The sequence below is a fragment of the Streptosporangium longisporum genome, from assembly GCF_039534895.1.
Classification (GTDB): domain Bacteria; phylum Actinomycetota; class Actinomycetes; order Streptosporangiales; family Streptosporangiaceae; genus Streptosporangium; species Streptosporangium longisporum.
Map to the genome: position 1 here is coordinate 278,009 of NZ_BAAAWD010000010.1, position 19,208 is coordinate 297,216.

Annotated in this window: 2 protein-coding genes; both read left to right on the forward strand. The window is 72.0% G+C overall.

The features are described from left to right. The first annotated feature begins 1 nt into the window (after nt 1). On the forward strand, nt 2–15,925 hold the full coding sequence (locus tag ABD832_RS20045; protein WP_344897507.1) for an SDR family NAD(P)-dependent oxidoreductase: 15,924 nt from the start codon (nt 2–4) through the stop codon (nt 15,923–15,925). Further along, nucleotides 15,922–19,200: a type I polyketide synthase gene (locus tag ABD832_RS20050; RefSeq protein ID WP_344897510.1), complete on the forward strand. Its 3,279-nt coding sequence runs from the start codon at nt 15,922–15,924 to the stop codon at nt 19,198–19,200. Before ABD832_RS20045 ends, ABD832_RS20050 begins: the two co-directional genes overlap by 4 nt. The last annotated feature ends 8 nt before the right edge of the window (nt 19,201–19,208 follow it).

Genomic DNA, 19,208 nt, shown 5'->3' on the forward strand with positions numbered 1-19,208 from the left:
CATGTCGAACGATCAGCAGCTCCGCCATTACCTGAAGCGGGCCATCGCGGAGGCGCAGGAGGCACAGCGGCGCCTGCGGGAGGTCGAGGAGCAGGATCGCGAGCCCATCGCCGTCATCGGCATGGCCTGTCGTTTCCCGGGTGGGGTGTCGTCTCCCGAGGGGTTGTGGGATCTGGTGGTTTCGGGTGGGGACGGGGTGTCGGGTTTTCCGGTGGATCGGGGGTGGGATCTGGAGGGGTTGTTCGACGATGATCCTGATCGGCCGGGGACGTCGTATGCGCGTGAGGGGGGTTTTCTGTACGACGCGGCGGATTTCGATCCCGCCTTCTTCGGGATCTCGCCGCGTGAGGCGCTGGCGATGGATCCGCAGCAGCGGTTGCTGCTGGAGACCTCCTGGGAGGCGATCGAACGCGCGGGCATAGTGCCCGCCTCGCTGAGGGGAAGCCGGACCGGGGTCTTCACCGGCCTGATGTACCACGACTACCACTCGCGGATGCATTCGATCCCCGAAGAGCTCGAAGGCTTCCTCGGGAACGGCAACGCGGCCAGCATCGCCACCGGCCGCGTGGCCTACACCTTCGGCTTCGAAGGACCCGCCATCACCATCGACACGGCGTGCTCGTCGTCGCTGGTGGCGCTGCACCTGGCCGTCCAGTCATTGCGCCGTGGCGAGTGCTCGCTGGCCCTGGCCGGAGGCGTGACGGTGATGGCCTCGCCGAACACGTTCGTGGAGTTCAGCCGGCAGCGGGGGCTGGCCGCTGACGGGCGGTGCAAGTCGTTCGCTGCGTCGGCGGACGGTACGGGGTGGGGTGAGGGTGTCGGGGTGCTGCTGGTGGAGCGGCTCTCGGACGCGCGGCGTAACGGTCATCGGGTGCTGGCGGTGGTGCGGGGCAGTGCGGTCAATCAGGACGGCGCCAGTAACGGGTTGACCGCGCCGAACGGCCCGTCGCAGCAGCGGGTGATCGCTCGGGCGTTGGCGGATGCGGGCCTGGTGGCCGGTGACGTCGATGTGGTGGAGGCGCACGGCACGGGAACCACTCTCGGTGATCCGATCGAGGCGCAGGCGCTTTTGGCGACCTACGGCCAGGAAAGGGATCGGCCGTTGTGGCTGGGGTCGGTGAAGTCGAACATCGGTCACACTCAGGCGGCTGCGGGTGTGGCGGGTGTGATCAAGATGGTGATGGCGATGCGGCACGGGGTGTTGCCGCAGACCCTTCATGTGGACGAGCCGTCACCGCATGTGGACTGGTCATCCGGTGCGGTGGAGTTGCTGACCCAGGCGCGCGAATGGCCCGATGAGGGTCGGCCGCGCCGGGCTGCGGTGTCGTCGTTCGGGATCAGCGGCACCAACGCCCACGTCATCCTGGAACACGAACCGACGACCGAGACACCGGCCGAGCGGGGGGATGTGCCGGTGGTGCCGTGGGTGGTGTCGGCACGTTCGGCGAAGGCACTGGACGGGTTGGTGGACCGGTTCTCCGGCCTGGTGGATGTCGATCCGGTGGACGTGGGATGGTCGCTGGCCACGGGTCGTTCGCTGTTCGAGCACCGCGCGGTGCTGCTGGGCGGGCAGGTCGTGTCAGGACAGGTGAGCCCGGGTGGCCTGGGTTTCCTGTTCACCGGCCAGGGCTCGCAGCGGGTGGGGATGGGCCGGGAGCTGTACGAGTCCTTCCCGGTGTTCGCGCGTGTTTTCGACGAGGTGACGCCCCTGCTGGATGCCCACCTTGGGGTTTCTTCGGTGCGGGAGGTGGTGTTCTCCTCCGAGGACGGGGTTCTGGATCGGACGGTGTTCGCTCAGGCCGGGTTGTTCGCCCTTGAGGTGGCTTTGTTCCGGCTGCTGGAGTCGTGGGGTGTGCGGCCCGACGTCCTGGTGGGGCATTCGGTGGGTGAGCTGGCGGCGGCCCATGTGGCCGGGGTGATGTCGCTGCAGGACGCGTGCGCGCTGGTGGCCGCACGCGGCCGGCTGATGCAGGAACTCCCCACCGGTGGGGCGATGATCGCGCTTCAGGCCACCGAACAGGAAGTCACCGAGCTCCTTGTCGACGGCGTCTCGATCGCCGCCGTCAACGGCCCCCAGGCCGTGGTCGTCTCCGGCGACGAGGAACCCGTCACCGCCCTGGCCAACGAACTCACCTCCCGAGGACGCAAGAGCCGCCGCTTACGCGTCAGCCACGCCTTCCACTCGGCCCGCATGGAACCGATGCTGCGAGACTTCCACCGCATCGCCGAAGGGCTGACCTACCAGGCTCCCTCGATCCCGGTCATCTCCAACCTCACCGGTGAACCGATCACAGAGTTCTCGGCCGACTACTGGACCGACCAGGTACGGGGCACGGTGCGCTTCGCCGACGCCCTGACCCACGCGGCCTCCCAAGGCATCGCCAGGTTCATCGAGCTGGGCCCCGACGGAGTGCTGTCGGCCATGGGACAGGACACCCTGACCGACGCCTCCTTCCTCCCGACAATCCGTAACGGCAGATCCGAACCCGAAACCGTGCTCACCGCCGTCGCCGGGGCCTTCGTGACCGGGACGCAGGTCGACTGGACGGCCTATTTTCAGACCACGGGTGGTGACGGAGCACGACTTGTGGACGTGCCGACGTACGCCTTCGACCGGCAGCGGTACTGGCTGGAAGCGGCAGGTCAGACGGATCTGTCGGGTGCGGGGTTGTCGTCGGCGGGGCATCCGCTGCTGGGTGCGGTGGTGTCATTGGCCGAGGGCGACGGCCTGGTGCTCACCGGTCGCCTGTCGGCCCGGACCCAGCCCTGGCTCACCGACCACACCGTCGCCGGTACGACACTGCTCCCCGGTACCGCCTTCGTCGAGCTCGCCGTACGCGCCGGTGACCACGTCGGTTGTGATCGCATCGAGGAACTCACCCTGCACGCACCGCTCGCGCTCACCCCCTCCACGGGGGTGCAGGTGCAGATCCTCGTCGGCGCCTCGGACGAGGAGGGACGCCGTCCGGTGAGCGTGCACAGCTCTCCCACCGGAGAGGACGACTGGACGCGCCACGCCGGCGGGATGCTCGCGACGGCCGGGCCCGCCGTACCGGGGAACGATCTCGTCGTGTGGCCGCCGCACGGTGCGCGGCCGGTGGACCTGACGGGCTGCTACGAAGCCCTGGCCGAGAAGGGGCTCGGCTACGGTCCGGCCTTCCGGGGGCTGCGGGCGGCCTGGCGGGACGGGGACGACGTCTACGCCGAGGTGGCCCTGGCGGAGGGCGTCGAGATCGAGGCCGGTCGCTACGGGCTGCATCCCGCGCTCCTCGACGCCGCCCTGCACGCCCTCGCGGCGGCGCACGACGGTACCGACACCCGGGTGGCCCTGCCGTTCTCCTGGGAGGGGGTGCGTCTGTACGCCTCCGGGGCCTCCGCGCTGCGCGTACGCCTGACGCCCGCGGGCGAGAACACGGTGTCGCTCGACGTGGCCGACGGGACGGGAGCCCCGGTCGCCTCGGTGGACGCGCTGGTCATGCGTCCCGTCGACACCGCCGCGTTCTCGGCGTCCGGACCCGTCCCGGCCGGGCACGACTCCCTCTACCGGCTCGAATGGCGGCGGATCCCCGCGGGCGACGACGCCACCTGGGACGGGGAGCCGGTCGTGATCGGGACCGAGCCCGGTGACGACCCCCTCGCGGCGACCCGCGTCCTGCTCGGGCAGGCCCTCGACGCCGTCAAGGAATGGCTGGAGGACGGCGGCTCCGATCGGCTCGTCATCGTCACGAGGCGAGCCGTCACTGCCGGTGACGCCGTCACGGCCGCCGATCCCGCTGCCGCCGCCGTGTGGGGACTGATCCGCAGCGCCCAGGCGGAGCATCCGGACCGGATCGTACTGGTCGACACCGACGTCGACATCGACGCCGACGGCCGCGCGGCGCTGGCACGGGCCGTGGCGACCGGTGAGCCGCAACTCGCCGTCCGCGCGGGCGAGATCTACGTGCCCCGCCTCGCCGTCGTGGCCCAGAACCCGGGACTTCTTCCCCCGGCCGGTGAGGAGACCTGGCGGCTGAGCGTCTCTCCCCGAGGCACCATCGACGACCTGACGCTCACCGCGTACGAGGAGGAGGCGCTCGCGGAGGGACAGGTCCGCATCCGGGTACGCGCCGCCGGGCTCAACTTCCGCGACGTGCTGCTCGCGCTGGGGATGTACCCGGACGACGTGCCGCTGGGCGGTGAAGGCGCCGGGGTCGTCACCGAGGTCGGCCCCGGTGTGACCGGGCTGGCACCGGGGGACCGGGTCTTCGGTCTGTTCGGCGGAGCCTTCGGCCCGAGCGCGGTCGCCGACCACCGGGTGGTGGCCCTGATCCCGGAGGGCTGGTCGTTCGAGCAGGCGGCGTCGGTCCCGATCGCCTACCTGACCGCCTACTACGGCTTGGTGGAGCTCGCTGGTCTCCGGCGGGACGAGACCGTCCTCGTGCACGCCGCCACCGGTGGGGTGGGTACCGCCGCCGTGCAGCTCGCCCGGCATCTGGGTGCGGAGGTCTTCGCGACCGCGAGCCCCGCCAAGCAGGCCACCCTGCGCGAGCTGGGACTGGACGACGCGCACATCGCCTCGTCGCGCACGCTGGACTTCGAGCAGCGGTTCCTGCCGTCCACGGGCGGCAGGGGCGTCGACGTCGTGCTGAACTCCCTCGCCGGGGAGTTCGTGGACGCCTCCCTGCGGCTGCTCTCACCCGGCGGTCGTTTCATGGAGATGGGCAAGACCGACCTGCGTGACCCCGACGGCGTCGCGGCCGGTTACCGGCCGTTCGACCTGATGCGCGCCGAACCGGAACTGGTCGGGCGGATGCTCGCCTCCGTGCTCGCCCTCTTCGAGGCCGGGGCGCTACGACTCCCGCCGATCAGTACCTGGGACGTACGGCAGGCACCGGAGGCGTTCCGCTTCCTCAGCCAGGCACGGCACGTCGGCAAGGTCGTGCTGACCCTGCCTCGGCCGATCGATCCGTCTGGTGCGGTGTTGATTACTGGTGGTACGGGGGTGTTGGGGGGTTTGGTGGCGCGTCATGTGGTGGGGGTGTGGGGGGTTGGTCGGGTGGTGTTGGTGAGTCGTGGGGGGTGGGGTGCTGCTGGGGTGGGGGGTTTGGTGGGGGAGTTGGAGGGGTTGGGTGCGGTGGTGGAGGTGGTGGCGTGTGATGTGGGGGATCGGGAGGCGTTGGCGGGGGTGGTGGGTGGGGTTGAGGGTTTGGTGGGGGTGGTGCATGCGGCGGGTGTGGTGGAGGACGGTGTGGTGGGGGGGTTGTCGGTGGGGGGGTGTGAGGGGGTGTTGCGGGCGAAGGCGGATGGGGTGTGGTTTTTGCATGAGGTGACGGCGGGGTTGGATTTGGATTTTTTTGTGGTGTTTTCGTCGGCGTCGGGGACGTTGGGGAGTGCGGGTCAGGGGGGGTATGCGGCGGCGAATGCGTTTGTGGATGCGGTGGTGGGGGTGCGTCGGGGGTTGGGGTTGGTGGGGGTGTCGTTGGCGTGGGGGTTGTGGGAGGAGCGGAGTGGGATTTCTGCGGGGTTGGGGGTGGGGGGTGTGGCGCGGTTGGGTCGGTTGGGGTTTGGTGCGTTGCCTTCGGGGGTGGCGTTGGGGTTGTTGGATGTGGCGTTGGGTGTGGGGGAGGGGGTGGTGGTGCCGGTTCGGTTGGATGTGGGGGTGTTGGGGTCTGCGGGGGAGGGGGAGGTTCCGGCGTTGTTGCGGGGGTTGGTGAAGGCTCCCGCCCGCCGAACCGCCAAACGGTCCGGCGTCGAGAACACGTACACCCGGACGCTGGCCGCCCTGCCCGAACCCGAGCGGAAACGGGCACTTCTCGACGTGGTACGCCTGCACACCGCAACGGTGCTCGGGCACGCCTCACCCGAGGCGATCGACGTCGACCGGGAGTTCAAGGCGCTCGGTTTCGACTCCCTCACCGCGGTGGAGTTCCGCAACCGGCTCGGTGCGGCGATCGATCACAGGCTGCCCGCGACACTGGTCTTCGACCACCCCACCCCGACCGGCCTGGCCGAGTTCCTCAACGGTGAGCTGTTCGGCGCCTCCACCGGGGTGGCCCTCCCCTCCGCGCCGGTCGCGGCCACCGACGGCGACCCGATCGTGATCGTGGGCATGGCCTGCCGCTTCCCGGGCGGGGTGTCCTCCCCGGAGGACCTGTGGGACCTGGTGGCCTCGGGCCGGGACGCGGTGTCGGGCTTCCCCGCCGACCGGGGCTGGAACCTGGAGGGACTGTTCGACGACGATCCCGATCGGCAGGGAACGTCGTACACCCGGTCCGGGGCGTTCCTTTACGACGCCGGTGAATTCGATCCCGCCTTCTTCGGGATCTCGCCGCGTGAGGCGCTGGCGATGGACCCGCAGCAGCGATTGCTGCTGGAGACCTCCTGGGAGGCGATCGAGCACGCGGGCATCGACCCGACCACGCTGCGCGGCAGCGACACCGGAGTCTTCGTCGGAGGCATGTACCAGGAGTACGGTCCCCGCTTCGACCAGACCGTGAAGGGCTCCGACGGCTACCTGCTGACCGGGGGCGCGACCAGCGTGATGTCGGGACGTCTGGCCTACACCTTCGGTCTGGAGGGGCCGGCGGTGACGGTGGACACGGCGTGTTCGTCGTCGCTGGTGGCGCTGCACTGGGCGATGCGGGCGCTGCGCCAGGGAGAGTGCTCTCTCGCCCTGGTCGGCGGGGTCACGGTGATGGCCTCTCCCGGCATGTTCGTGGAGTTCAGTCGGCAGCGGGGGCTGGCCATGGATGGCCGGTGCAAGTCGTTTTCGGCGTCGGCGGACGGTACGGGGTGGGGTGAGGGTGTCGGGGTGGTGCTGGTGGAGCGGCTGTCGGATGCGCGTCGTAACGGTCATCGGGTGCTGGCGGTGGTGCGGGGCAGTGCGGTCAACCAGGACGGTGCGTCGAACGGCCTGACGGCTCCGAACGGTCCGTCGCAGCAGCGGGTGATCGCTCGGGCGTTGGCGGATGCGGGTCTGGTACCGGGTGATGTGGATGTGGTGGAGGCGCACGGCACGGGAACCACTCTCGGCGACCCGATCGAGGCGCAGGCGCTTTTGGCGACCTACGGCCAGGAAAGGGATCGGCCGTTGTGGCTGGGGTCGGTGAAGTCGAACATCGGCCACACTCAGGCGGCTGCGGGTGTGGCGGGTGTGATCAAGATGGTGATGGCGATGCGGCACGGGGTGTTGCCGCAGACCCTTCATGTGGACGAGCCGTCACCGCATGTGGACTGGTCATCCGGTGCGGTGGAGTTGCTGACCCAGGCCCGCGACTGGCCGGATGAGGGTCGGCCGCGCCGGGCTGCGGTGTCGTCGTTCGGGATCAGCGGCACCAACGCCCACGTCATCCTGGAACACGAACCGACGACCGAGACACCGGCCGAAGACACGGGCGCACCGGTGATACCGGTGGTGATGTCGGCCAGGAACGAGACCGCGTTGCGTGCCCAGGCCGGACGTCTTCGCGATCATCTGGATCGGCATGCGGACCTGCGTGCGGTGGACGTGGCTTACTCGCTGGCCAGGGGCCGTGCGGCGCTGGAGCACCGCGCCGTGGTGGTCGGAGCAGATCGCCGTCAGCTGCTGGAACGGCTGGAGGCGCTGGCCTCGGGGCGTGCGGTGACCGGGGTGGTGACCGGGACGGCCGAGCCGGGCAGGGTGGGTTTCCTGTTCACCGGCCAGGGCTCGCAGCGGGTGGGGATGGGCCGGGAGCTGTACGAGTCCTTCCCGGTGTTCGCCCGTGCTTTCGACGAGATCACGTCCCTGCTGGATGGGCACTTGCACGTTCCTTCGGTGCGGGAGGTGATCTTCGCCTCCGAGGACGGGGTCCTTGATCGGACGGTGTTCGCCCAGGCCGGGTTGTTCGCCCTTGAAGTGGCCCTGTTCCGGCTGCTGGAGTCATGGGGTCTGCGACCCGACGTCCTGGTGGGTCACTCCGTAGGCGAGCTGGCGGCAGCCCATGTGGCGGGGGTGATGTCGCTGCAGGACGCCTGCGCGCTGGTGGCCGCACGCGGCCGGTTGATGCAGGAACTCCCCACCGGTGGAGCGATGATCGCCCTGCAGGCCACCGAACAGGAAGTCACCGACCTCCTTGTCGACGGCGTCTCGATCGCCGCGGTCAACGGCCCTCAAGCGGTGGTGGTCTCCGGTGACGAGGAACCCGTCACCGCCCTGGCCAACGAACTCACCTCCCGGGGACGCAAGAGCCGCCGTCTGCGCGTCAGCCACGCCTTCCACTCGGCCCGCATGGAGCCGATGCTGCGAGAGTTCCACCGCATCGCCGAAGGGTTGTCCTACGGGGCCCCTTCGATCCCGGTCGTCTCCAACCTGACCGGCGAGCCGATCACAGAGTTCTCGGCCGACTACTGGGCCGACCAGATACGCCGGCCGGTCCGCTTCGCCGACGCCCTGACCCACGCCGCCTCCCAAGGCATCGGCAGGTTCATCGAGCTGGGCCCCGACGGGGTGTTGTCGGCCATGGGACAGGACACTCTGACCGACGCCTCCTTCCTGCCCACCCTCCGTGACGCCAGAGCCGAACCCGAGACCCTGCTCACCGCCGTCGCCGGAGCCTTCGTGACCGGCACCACGGTCGACTGGACGGCCTACGTTGATCAGGGCCGACTGGTGGACGTGCCCACGTACGCCTTCGACCGGCAGCGGTACTGGCTGGAGCAGGCTGGGCAGACCGATCTGTCGGGTGCGGGGTTGTCGTCGGCGGGGCACCCGCTGCTGGGTGCGGCGGTGTCGCCGGCCGAGGGCGACGGCCTGCTGCTGACCGGGCGGCTGTCGACCCGGGCGCAGCCCTGGCTCACCGACCACACCGTCGCCGGTCTCACCGTGGTTCCGGCGACCGCGCTGCTGGAGCTCGCCGCGCACGCCGGTGAACGGGTCGGTTGCGACGTGATCGACGAGCTGACCATCGAGGTGCCGCTGCTGCTGCCGGAGTCCCGGGCGAGACAGGTGCAGGTGTCGGTCGGCGCGTCGGACGAGTCGGGCAGGCGCGTCCTGGGCGTGTTCTCGCGAGAGGAGCACGTATCGGAGGAGACGCCGTGGACGCGTCACGTGAGTGGGGTCCTGTCGGTCGGCGCGTCGGACGAGGAGGCGTTCGACCTGGTCGCGTGGCCCCCTCCGGGGGCCGTTCAGGTCGACGTGGCGGGGCTCTACGACGACATGGCGGTGGCCGGGCTCGACTACGGTCCCGCCTTCCAGGGGCTTCGGGCCGCCTGGCGGAGTGACGACCTGCTCTACGCCGAGGCCGTCCTGCCCTCGGAGCTGGACGCCGAGGGGTACGGCATCCACCCGGCGCTCCTGGACGCCGCCCTGCACGCGGCGGGTCTCGGTGTCCTCCCCGAAGCCGGACAGGGACGGCTGCCCTTCGTCCTCAGCCGGGTACGGATGTTCCGGACCGGAGCGACGTCGCTGCGCGTACGGATGACGCCCGTCGGCGCGGATGCGCTGTCCCTCGTCCTGGCCGACGGCCACGGCGAGCCCGTGGCCACGATCGACCGGCTCGTCCTCCGTCCCATGACGGCTCCCGAGCGGCCACGGAACCTCTCCGACTCCCTGTTCCGGCTGGAGTGGACGCCGGTGACCGGGGAGGGAGAGATCGTCACCGCGGTGAAGCGGATCGCGCGACGGAGCGGTGACGTGCCCTCCGCGGTACGGGAGGCGACCCGGGAGGCGCTGGAGGCGGTCCAGGAGTGGCTGGCCGACGAACGCTCGGCGTCGTCGCGGTTGACGGTGGTGACCAGCGGCGCGGTGTCGACCGGTGACGGCGAGGACGCCGATCCGGTGGCTGCGGCGGTGTGGGGGCTGGTGCGTTCGGCCCAGTCGGAACACCCCGGACTGTTCACCCTGCTGGACCTCGAAGAGGGTACGGAACCCCCCGCCCGGCTGCCCTCCGGTGAACCTCAGCTGGCGTCGAGGGCGGGCACCCTCCACGCCCCCCGCATGGCCCGGCTCTCCCCGCCGATCACGGAACCGGCCTCCGCGGAACCGGCCCTCACGAAACCTGCCCCCGCGGATGCGGCCTCCCTGGATCCGGCCTTCAACACCGAAGCGGTCTCCGACGCCGAACCGGCCTCGGACGCGGGACCTCCCTGGGACGCGGGCGGAACCGTACTGATCACGGGAGGCACCGGAGCCCTCGGAGCCCTGCTGGCGCGCCATCTCGTCACCGCGCATGCCGTACGCGATCTGCTGCTCGTCAGCAGGGGCGGAGACGAGACAGCGGGGGCCATCGAGCTGCGACACGAGCTGGAAGGGCTCGGCGCGCGCGTCACCGTCGCCGCCTGTGACGTGGCCGACCGTGACGCCGTCGCCCGCCTGCTCGCCGGGATTCCCGCGGACCGCCTGCTGACGGGGGTCGTACACGCGGCCGGAGTTCTCGACGACGGCGTTCTCGCGTCGCTCACCCCGGAACGGATCGACCGGGTGCTGCGGCCCAAGGCGGACGCGGCCTGGCATCTGCACGAGCTGACCCGGGACCGGCCGCTCCGGGCGTTCGTGCTGTTCTCCTCCGCGGCCTCGACGTTCGGCAGCCCGGGACAGGGCAACTACGCGGCGGCCAACGCCTTCCTCGACGCGCTGGCCGTCCACCGCAAGGCCCAGGGCCTGCCCGCGACCTCCCTGGCCTGGGGACTGTGGGAACACGGCATGGGCGGCGGGCTCGGCACCGCGGGCAGGAAGGCACTGACGGCCGAGGAAGGACTCGCCCTGTTCGACGCCGCGACGACGGCGGACGAGGCGATCGTGGTACCGGCCCGGCTGGACACCGCCGCGTTCCGTGACACCGAGGCCCCCGCCCTGCTGAGAGGCCTGGTCCGCGCCCGCCCCCGGCGTACGACGGGCGACGCGACCTCCCTGGCCGGACGGCTGGCCACGGCGGACGAGGGAGAACGGGAACGCGTCGCGCTGGACGCCGTCCGCGCGGAGGTCGCGGCCGTGCTCGGCCACACCTCGTCGGACGCCGTGACGCCGGAGAGCAGGTTCTCCGAACTCGGACTCGACTCGCTCACCGCCGTGGAACTGCGCAACCGGCTGGGGACCGTCACCGGCCTGCGGCTGCCCGCCACCCTGGTCTTCGACCATCCCACCCCCGTCGCGCTCGCCACCTTCGTGGCCGCGGAGATCCTGGGCTCGTCCACGGCGGTGGCGGTACCCGTCGCGGCCGTGCGTACCGGTGACGAGCCGATCGCGATCGTGGCCATGAGCTGCCGCTACCCAGGAGGGGTGCGCTCGCCGGAGGACCTGTGGGAGCTGGTGGCCTCCGCGGGGGACGCCGTCTCGGTGTTCCCGTCCGACCGGGGCTGGGACCTCGACGCGCTGTACGACCCTGACCCCGACAAGCCCGGTACCAGTTACACGCGTGAGGGCGGCTTCCTCTACGACGCCGACCGCTTCGACGCGGACCTGTTCGGGATCGGCCCCCGTGAGGCGCTGGCCATGGATCCGCAGCAGCGGTTGCTGCTGGAGACCACGTGGGAGCTCTTCGAGCGGGCGGGCATCGACCCGCTGTCCATGCGGGGCAGCGACACCGGTGTCTTCGCGGGGGTGATGTACCACGACTACGGGGCACTGCTGAAGTCGGTCCCCGCGGAGCTCGAAGGCTACATCGGGACCGGTACGGCGGGCAGCGTCGCCTCCGGGCGCCTGGCCTACACGTTCGGTCTCGAAGGACCGGCGGTCACCGTCGACACGGCGTGCTCGTCGTCGCTGGTGGCGCTGCACCTGGCCGTCCAGGCGCTGCGGCGCGGCGAGTGCTCCTTCGCGCTGGCGGGGGGCGTGACCGTGCTGGCCACTCCCGGCACGTTCGTGGAGTTCAGCCGCCAGCGAGGTCTCGCCCCCGACGGCCGGTGCAAGTCCTTCTCCGCCACGGCCGACGGTACGGGGTGGAGCGAGGGCGTGGGCGTCCTGCTGCTGGAACGGCTGTCGGACGCGCGGCGCAACGGGCACCAGGTCCTCGCCGTGGTACGCGGCAGCGCCGTCAACCAGGACGGCGCGTCCAACGGCCTCACCGCTCCCAACGGCCCGTCCCAGCAGCGGGTGATCCGCCGCGCGCTGGCCGACGCGGGTCTGGGACCGGGCGACATCGACGCGGTGGAGGCACACGGCACCGGTACCCCGCTGGGCGACCCGATCGAGGCGCAGGCGTTGCTGGCGACCTACGGCCAGGAAAGGGACCGGCCGCTGTGGCTGGGGTCGGTCAAGTCGAACATCGGCCACACCCAGGCGGCGTCCGGCGTCGCCGGTGTGATCAAGTCGGTGATGGCGATGCGGCACGGGATCTTGCCGCAGACCCTGCACGTGGATGAGCCGTCGCCGCATGTGGAGTGGTCGGCCGGTGCGGTGGAACTGCTGACCAAGGCGCGCGAATGGCCGGAGGGGACCGGGCCGCGTCGGGCCGCGGTGTCGTCGTTCGGGATCAGCGGCACCAACGCCCACGTCATCCTGGAGGCGTCCCCGGCCGAGGATGCCCGGACACCCGCCGGTGACGAGGAGCCGGGACCGCTGGCGTGGACGCTGTCGGCCGGCAGTGAGACCGCGTTGCGTGCTCAGGCCGTACGTCTTCACGATCACCTGGGTCGGCATGCGGACCTGCGTGCGGTGGACGTGGCCCATTCCCTGGTCAGGGGTCGTGCGGTGCTGGAGCACCGCGCCGTGGTGGTCGGAGCCGATCGCCGTCAGCTGCTGGAACGGCTGGAGGCGCTGGCCTCGGGGCGTGCGGTGACCGGGGTGGTGACCGGGACGGCCGAGCCGGGCAGGGTGGGTTTCCTGTTCACCGGCCAGGGCTCGCAGCGGGTGGGGATGGGACGGGAGCTGTACGAGACCTTCCCCGTCTTCGCCCGCGCCTTCGACGAGATCACGTCCCTGCTGGATGCCCACCTTGGGGCCCCTTCGGTACGGGAGGTGATCTTCGCCTCCGAGGACGGGGTCCTTGATCGGACGGTGTTCGCCCAGGCCGGGTTGTTCGCGCTTGAGGTGGCCCTGTTCCGGCTGCTGGAGTCATGGGGTCTACGGCCCGACGTCCTGGTGGGGCACTCCGTAGGCGAGCTGGCGGCAGCCCATGTGGCCGGGGTGATGTCGCTGCAGGACGCGTGCGCGCTGGTGGCCGCACGCGGCCGACTGATGCAGGAACTCCCCACCGGTGGGGCAATGATCGCGGTTCAGGCCACCGAACAGGAAGTCACCGACCTCCTTGTCGACGGCGTCTCGATCGCCGCCATCAACGGCCCCCAAGCCGTGGTCATCTCCGGCGACGAGGAACCCGTCACCGCCCTGGCACACACCCTCACCTCCCGAGGACGCAAGAGCCGCCGTCTGCGCGTCAGCCACGCCTTCCACTCGGCCCGCATGGAGCCGATGCTGCGAGACTTCCACCGCATCGCCGAGGATCTGACCTACCGGACCCCCTCCATCCCGGTCATCTCCAATCTCACCGGCGAGCCGATCACAGAGTTCTCAGCCGACTACTGGGCCGACCAGATACGCCGGCCGGTCCGCTTCGCCGACGCCCTGACGCATGCGGCCTCCCAAGGGATCAGCAGGTTCATCGAGCTGGGCCCCGACGGGGTGCTGTCGGCGATGGGTCAGGACACCCTGACCGACGCCTCCTTCCTCCCCACCCTCCGCGACACCAGATCCGAACCCGAAACCCTGCTCACCGCCGTGGCCCAGGCGCACGTCTGGGGAGCGCGTCCGGACTGGACGGCCGTGCTCGGCGGTCGCGGGGAACGCGTGGAGCTGCCCACGTACGCCTTGCAGCGCAGGCGCTACTGGGTGGAGCCACCCCCTGCCCCGCCCACCGAACGGTCCCGCTCGTGGCGCTACCGGGTCGACTGGAAACCGGTGAGCGAGGTGGGCACACCCACCCTGAACGGCACCTGGCTGCTCGTCACCCCCGAGAACACCCCCGAGAACCCCCTCGGGAACACTCCCGGAAGCGCCTCCGCGAACACCCGCGGGAACCTCCCCGAGAACACCCCCGGGAAAGCCTCCGCGATCGACGCCCTGGCCGACGCCTGCGCGGCGGCCGTACGGGAGCACGGAGCCGAGGTCGTCCGGCTCACGGCAGGAGCGGCAGGAGCGGCAGGGGCGGCAGGGGCATGGAACCTGCCGGAGGACCCGGCGGCCATCAGCGGGGTCCTCTCCCTGCTCGCCCTCGACGACGAGCCGCATCCGTCGCATCCTGCCGCCTCCCGAGGATTGGCGGACACGCTGGAGCTGGTCAGGGCCCTGGCCTCCGCGGGGGTGACGGCTCCGCTGTGGCTGGCCACGCGTGGCGCGGTCACGGTCGGCGGGCCGGACGAGCCGAGCGCTCCGGTCCAGGCCCAGGCGTGGGGGCTGGGTCTCGCGATCGCGCTGGAACATCCCCGGCTGTGGGGCGGGCTGGTCGACCTTCCGGCGTCTCTTGGGACGCGGGAGTCCGGCCACCTGGCGCGGGTGCTGGCGGGCATGGCCGAGGAGGACCAGGTCGCGGTACGCCCGTCCGGTGTCCTGGCCCGCCGCCTCGTCCGCGCCGGTGAACCGGTACGGCGGCGGGAGTTCCGGTCCCGGGGCACCACGCTCGTCACCGCGGGCACCACCGGCCTGGGCGCGATCGTGGCCCGCCGCCTGGCCGCGGAAGGCGCCGAGCACCTGCTGCTGACCTGCCCCGCGGACGCTCCGGCCGGCCACATCGGCGACGCCGGGGACGGACGGGACGACAGGAACGACAGGAACGACAGGAACGACGGGAACGACGGGAACGACGGGAACGAGCAGGTGGCCGAGCTGTGCGCGCTCGGCGCGGGACGGGTCACCGTCGTCGCCTGCGACCTCGCCGACCGCGACCGCGTCGCGGGCATGCTGGACGCGGTGCCGGATCTCACCGCCGTCTTCCACACGGCCGGAATTCCGGAGGTGACGGCGCTGGCCGACCTGGACCTGCCCGGCCTGGCCTCGGCTCTCGCCGAGAAGGCGACCGGCGCCGCGAACCTGCACGAGCTGCTCGGGGACCGCGATCTCGACGCGTTCGTACTGTTCTCGTCGATCGCCGGCGTGTGGGGGAGCGGCGGGCAGGGAGCCTACGCCGCGGCGAACGCCTACCTCGACGCGCTGGCCGCGCACCGCAGGGCTCACGGCTTGACCGCCACCTCCGTCGCCTGGGGGCTGTGGGACGAGGCCGCGTCCGCGGACGACCCGCGGGAGGCCGAACGGCGCGACCAGCTTCACCGGCGCGGGGTGACGGCCATGGCCACCGAGCCCGCCCTGGCCGCGCTGTGGCAGGCCGTCGAGGAGGACCGGGCCACCATCACGATCGCCGACATGGACTGGGACCGTTTCGTACCGGTGTTCACGGCGTTGCGGGCACGCCCGCTGATCGGTGACCTGCCGGAGGCGCGGCCGCTCCCGCCCGAGGCCGGTGACGGGCAGGTACCGGAGCTGGTGCGGCGGCTTGCCGACCTGCCCGAGGCCGAACGGCGCGCGCGGCTCCTGCGCGTCGTACGGGAGGAGGCCGCGGTGGCCCTCGGGCACGACTCCGCGGACGCGATCCCCCCGGCACGCCCCTTCCTCGACCTCGGCTTCGACTCGCTCGCTGCGGTCAGCCTCCGCAACCGGCTGGTGGCCGCGACCGGGGTGAGGCTGCCCGCCACCGCGGTCTTCGACCATCCCAGCCCCGAGGCGCTCGCCGCGTTCCTGGACACGCGGCTGGACTCCGCGCCCGGCCTCTCCATCGACGCCGAACTCGACGCGGTGGCCGCCAGGCTGGGCGGGCTGGACGCCGGGGACCCGGAGCGACGGCGCCTCACGGCACGGTTGCAGGCGCTGGTGACGGAGCTGGCGTCCGGTCCGGCGGACGCCGCGCCGGAGAACATCGCGGAACGGGTCGAGACGGCGACGGACGACGAGCTCTTCGGACTGCTCGACGCGGAACTCGGAGACGAAGGACCGGGGTTGTGAACGAGGACAAGCTACGCGACTACCTCAAGCGGGCCACGGTGGAGCTCCACGAGACCCGCCGTCGGCTGCGGGAACTGCAGGAGCAGCGCAACGAGCCCATCGCGATCGTCGCGGCGAGCTGCCGTTACCCGGGGGGCGTGCGGTCCCCGGAGGACCTGTGGGAGCTGGTCGCGTCCGGCGTCGACGCGGTCGGGCCCTTCCCGGACGACCGGGGCTGGGACCTCGACACGCTCTACCACCCCGACCCCGACCATCCGGGCACGTCGTACGTGCGGGAGGGCGGGTTCCTGAGCACGGCGGGACACTTCGACGCCGCGTTCTTCGGGATCTCTCCGCGTGAGGCGCTGGCGATGGACCCGCAGCAGCGGCTGCTCCTGGAGACGTCGTGGGAGTTGCTCGAACGCGCCGGCATCGACCCGGACACGCTGCGCGGGAGCCACACCGGGGTGTTCGTCGGCTCCAGCGGGCAGGACTACGGCGCGCTGCTGCAGTCCACGCCGGAGGACGTGGTGGGCTACCGGATGACCGGGGTGGCGGCCAGCGTGCTGTCCGGGCGGCTGTCCTACAGCTTCGGCTGGGAGGGGCCCGCGGTCACGGTCGACACGGCCTGCTCGGCGTCCCTGGTGGCGCTGCACCTGGCCTGCCAGTCGCTGCGGCTCGGCGAGTGCCCGCTCGCCGTCACCGGAGGCGTCGCGGTGATGTCCATCCCGGCGGGGTTCGTGGAGTTCAGCAGGCAGCGGGGGCTCGCGCCCGACGGGCGGTGCAAGTCGTTCGCGGCGGCCGCGGACGGCACGGGGTGGAGCGAGGGCGTGGGCGTCCTGCTGCTGGAACGGCTGTCGGACGCCCGGCGCAACGGCCACCCGGTCCTGGCCGTGATCCGCGGCAGCGCCGTCAACCAGGACGGCACGTCCAACGGCCTCACCGCGCCGAACGGCCCCTCCCAGGAACGGGTGATCCGTACGGCCCTGGCCGGTGCGGGCCTGTCGGCCGGTCAGGTGGACGTCGTGGAGGCGCACGGGACCGGCACGCCGCTGGGCGACCCGATCGAGGCGCAGGCGCTGCTGGCCACCTACGGCGAGAACCGCCCGCAGGACCGGCCCCTGTGGCTCGGGTCGATCAAGTCCAACATCGGGCACACCGCGGGCGCCGCCGGGGTCGCCGGCGTGATCAAGATGATCATGGCGATGCGGCATGCCACGCTGCCCGCCACCCTCCACGTCGACGAGCCCACCCCCCGGGTGGACTGGTCCTCCGGAGGGGTGTCCCTGCTGACCGCGCCGAGGCCCTGGCCCGCGGGTGAGCGGCCCCGGCGCGCGGGGATCTCCTCCTTCGGCGTCAGCGGCACCAACGCCCACGCCATCCTGGAAGAGGCCCCGGCCCTCGATCCCGCCCCGCTCACCGGCCCCGGCGGGGAAGGCCGTGACGGGAAGGCCCGTGACGACGAGGCCCGTGGTGACAAGGCGCATGACGGGGAAGACCGCGGCGGGCAGGACCACGCCCGGGAAGCCCCCTCCGGGGAAGGCGCCGGGAACAACCCCTTCGGCGGCCCCGTGCCCTGGGTGCTCTCGGCGCGTACCGGGAGCGCGCTGCGGGCCCAGGCCGTACGGCTGCGCGCGCACCTGGCGCGACGGCCGGAGGCGACCGTGGCCGACGTGGGCCGGTCGCTGGCCACCACCCGCGCCACCTTCGAGCACCGGGCGGTCCTGATCGGCTCCCGCGCGGAGGAGCTGGACCGGGCCCTGGACGCGCTGGCCGGGAGGCGCCCCTCCGCCGACCTCGTCGAGGGCGTGGCGCCCCCGGCCGGGGCCAGGGTGGCCTTCGTGTTCTCCGGCCAGGGTGCGCAGTGGCCCGGCATGGGCGCCGAACTGCTCGGGTCGGTGCCGGCGTTCGCCCGGGAGGCGGCTCGCTGCGCCGACGCGCTGGCCCCCCACGTGGACTGGTCCCTGCTCGACGTGCTCCGCGGCGACGCCGGGGCGCCGAGCATGGACAGGGACGACGTCGTCCAGCCCGCGCTGTGGGCCGTGATGGTCTCGCTGGCCCGGGTGTGGAGGTCCCTGGGCGTCCACCCGGCGGCCGTCGTCGGCCACTCGCAGGGCGAGATCGCCGCCGCGACCGTCGCGGGCGCCCTGTCGCTCGACGACGCGGCGCGGGTCGTCGCGCTGCGCAGCAGGGCCCTGACCACGCTGACCACGCTGACCGGCCGTCACGGCATGATGTCCGTCGCGCTCGGTGCCGACCGGGTGTCGGAACGGCTGGCACGCCACGACGGCCGCCTGTCGATCGCGGCCGTGAACGGCCCGGCCTCCGTGGTCGTCGCGGGGGAGTCGGCCGCGCTGTCGGAGCTGCTGGCCGAGTACGAGGCCGACGGGGTGCGCGCCAGGATGGTGCGAGTGGCGTACGCCTCGCACTCGCCGCAGGTCGAGGCCGTCCGCTCCCGGCTGCTGACCGAGCTGGCGCCGATCGTGCCCAGGCCCGCCGAGGTGCCGTTCTACTCGACCGTGACCGGGCGTCCCGCCGACACCTCGACGCTGGACGCCGCCTACTGGTACCGCAACCTGCGCGAGCCCGTCCGCTTCGCCGACGCCACCCGGGCGCTGCTGGACGACGGTCACACGCTGTTCGTGGAGACCAGCCCCCACCCCGTGCTGTCGGTCGGCCTGCAGGAGAGCGTCGAGGCGGCGGGCGCTCCCGCGGCGGTGGTGCCCACCCTGCGCCGCGACCGCGGAGGCCCGGCCGACCTGCTCGGCGCGGTCGCGCAGGCGTACCTGCACGGCGCGCCGGTGGACTGGTCCGCGGCGCTGCCCCCGGCCCGCACGGTGGACCTGCCGACCTACCCGTTCGAGCCGCGGCGCTACTGGCTCTCCAACGGCCACGTCCCCCACCCCACCGGAACCGAACCCGGGAACGGAGCCGAACCCGGGAACGGAGCCGGACCCGGGACCGAGGACGGCCCGGACCCGACCGAGGCCGCCTCGCTTGCGGAACGGCTCGCCGGCCTCGACCGGGCCGGCGCGGAGGACCTGCTGCTCGACCTGGTACGCGGCCACGCCGCCGCCGTGCTCCGGCTCGACGACCCCGGCCTGGTCGGCGCCGACCACGCACTTCCCACCTTCGGGTTCGACTCGCTGACGGCGGTGGAGCTCAGGAACAGACTGAGCCGGGCCACCGGGTTGCCGCTGCGGGCCGCCCTCGTGTTCGACCATCCGACCCCCAGACGGCTCGCAGGGCACCTGCTGGCGAGCCTCCCGACGGTGCCAGAGGCGGCAGAGAATTGAACAAGAGC

Bases quoted from the DNA above. Each gene is read 5' to 3' on its own strand.
- ABD832_RS20045 (WP_344897507.1), top strand. From the start codon at position 2: ATGTCGAACGATCAGCAGCTCCGCCATTACCTGAAGCGGGCCATCGCG.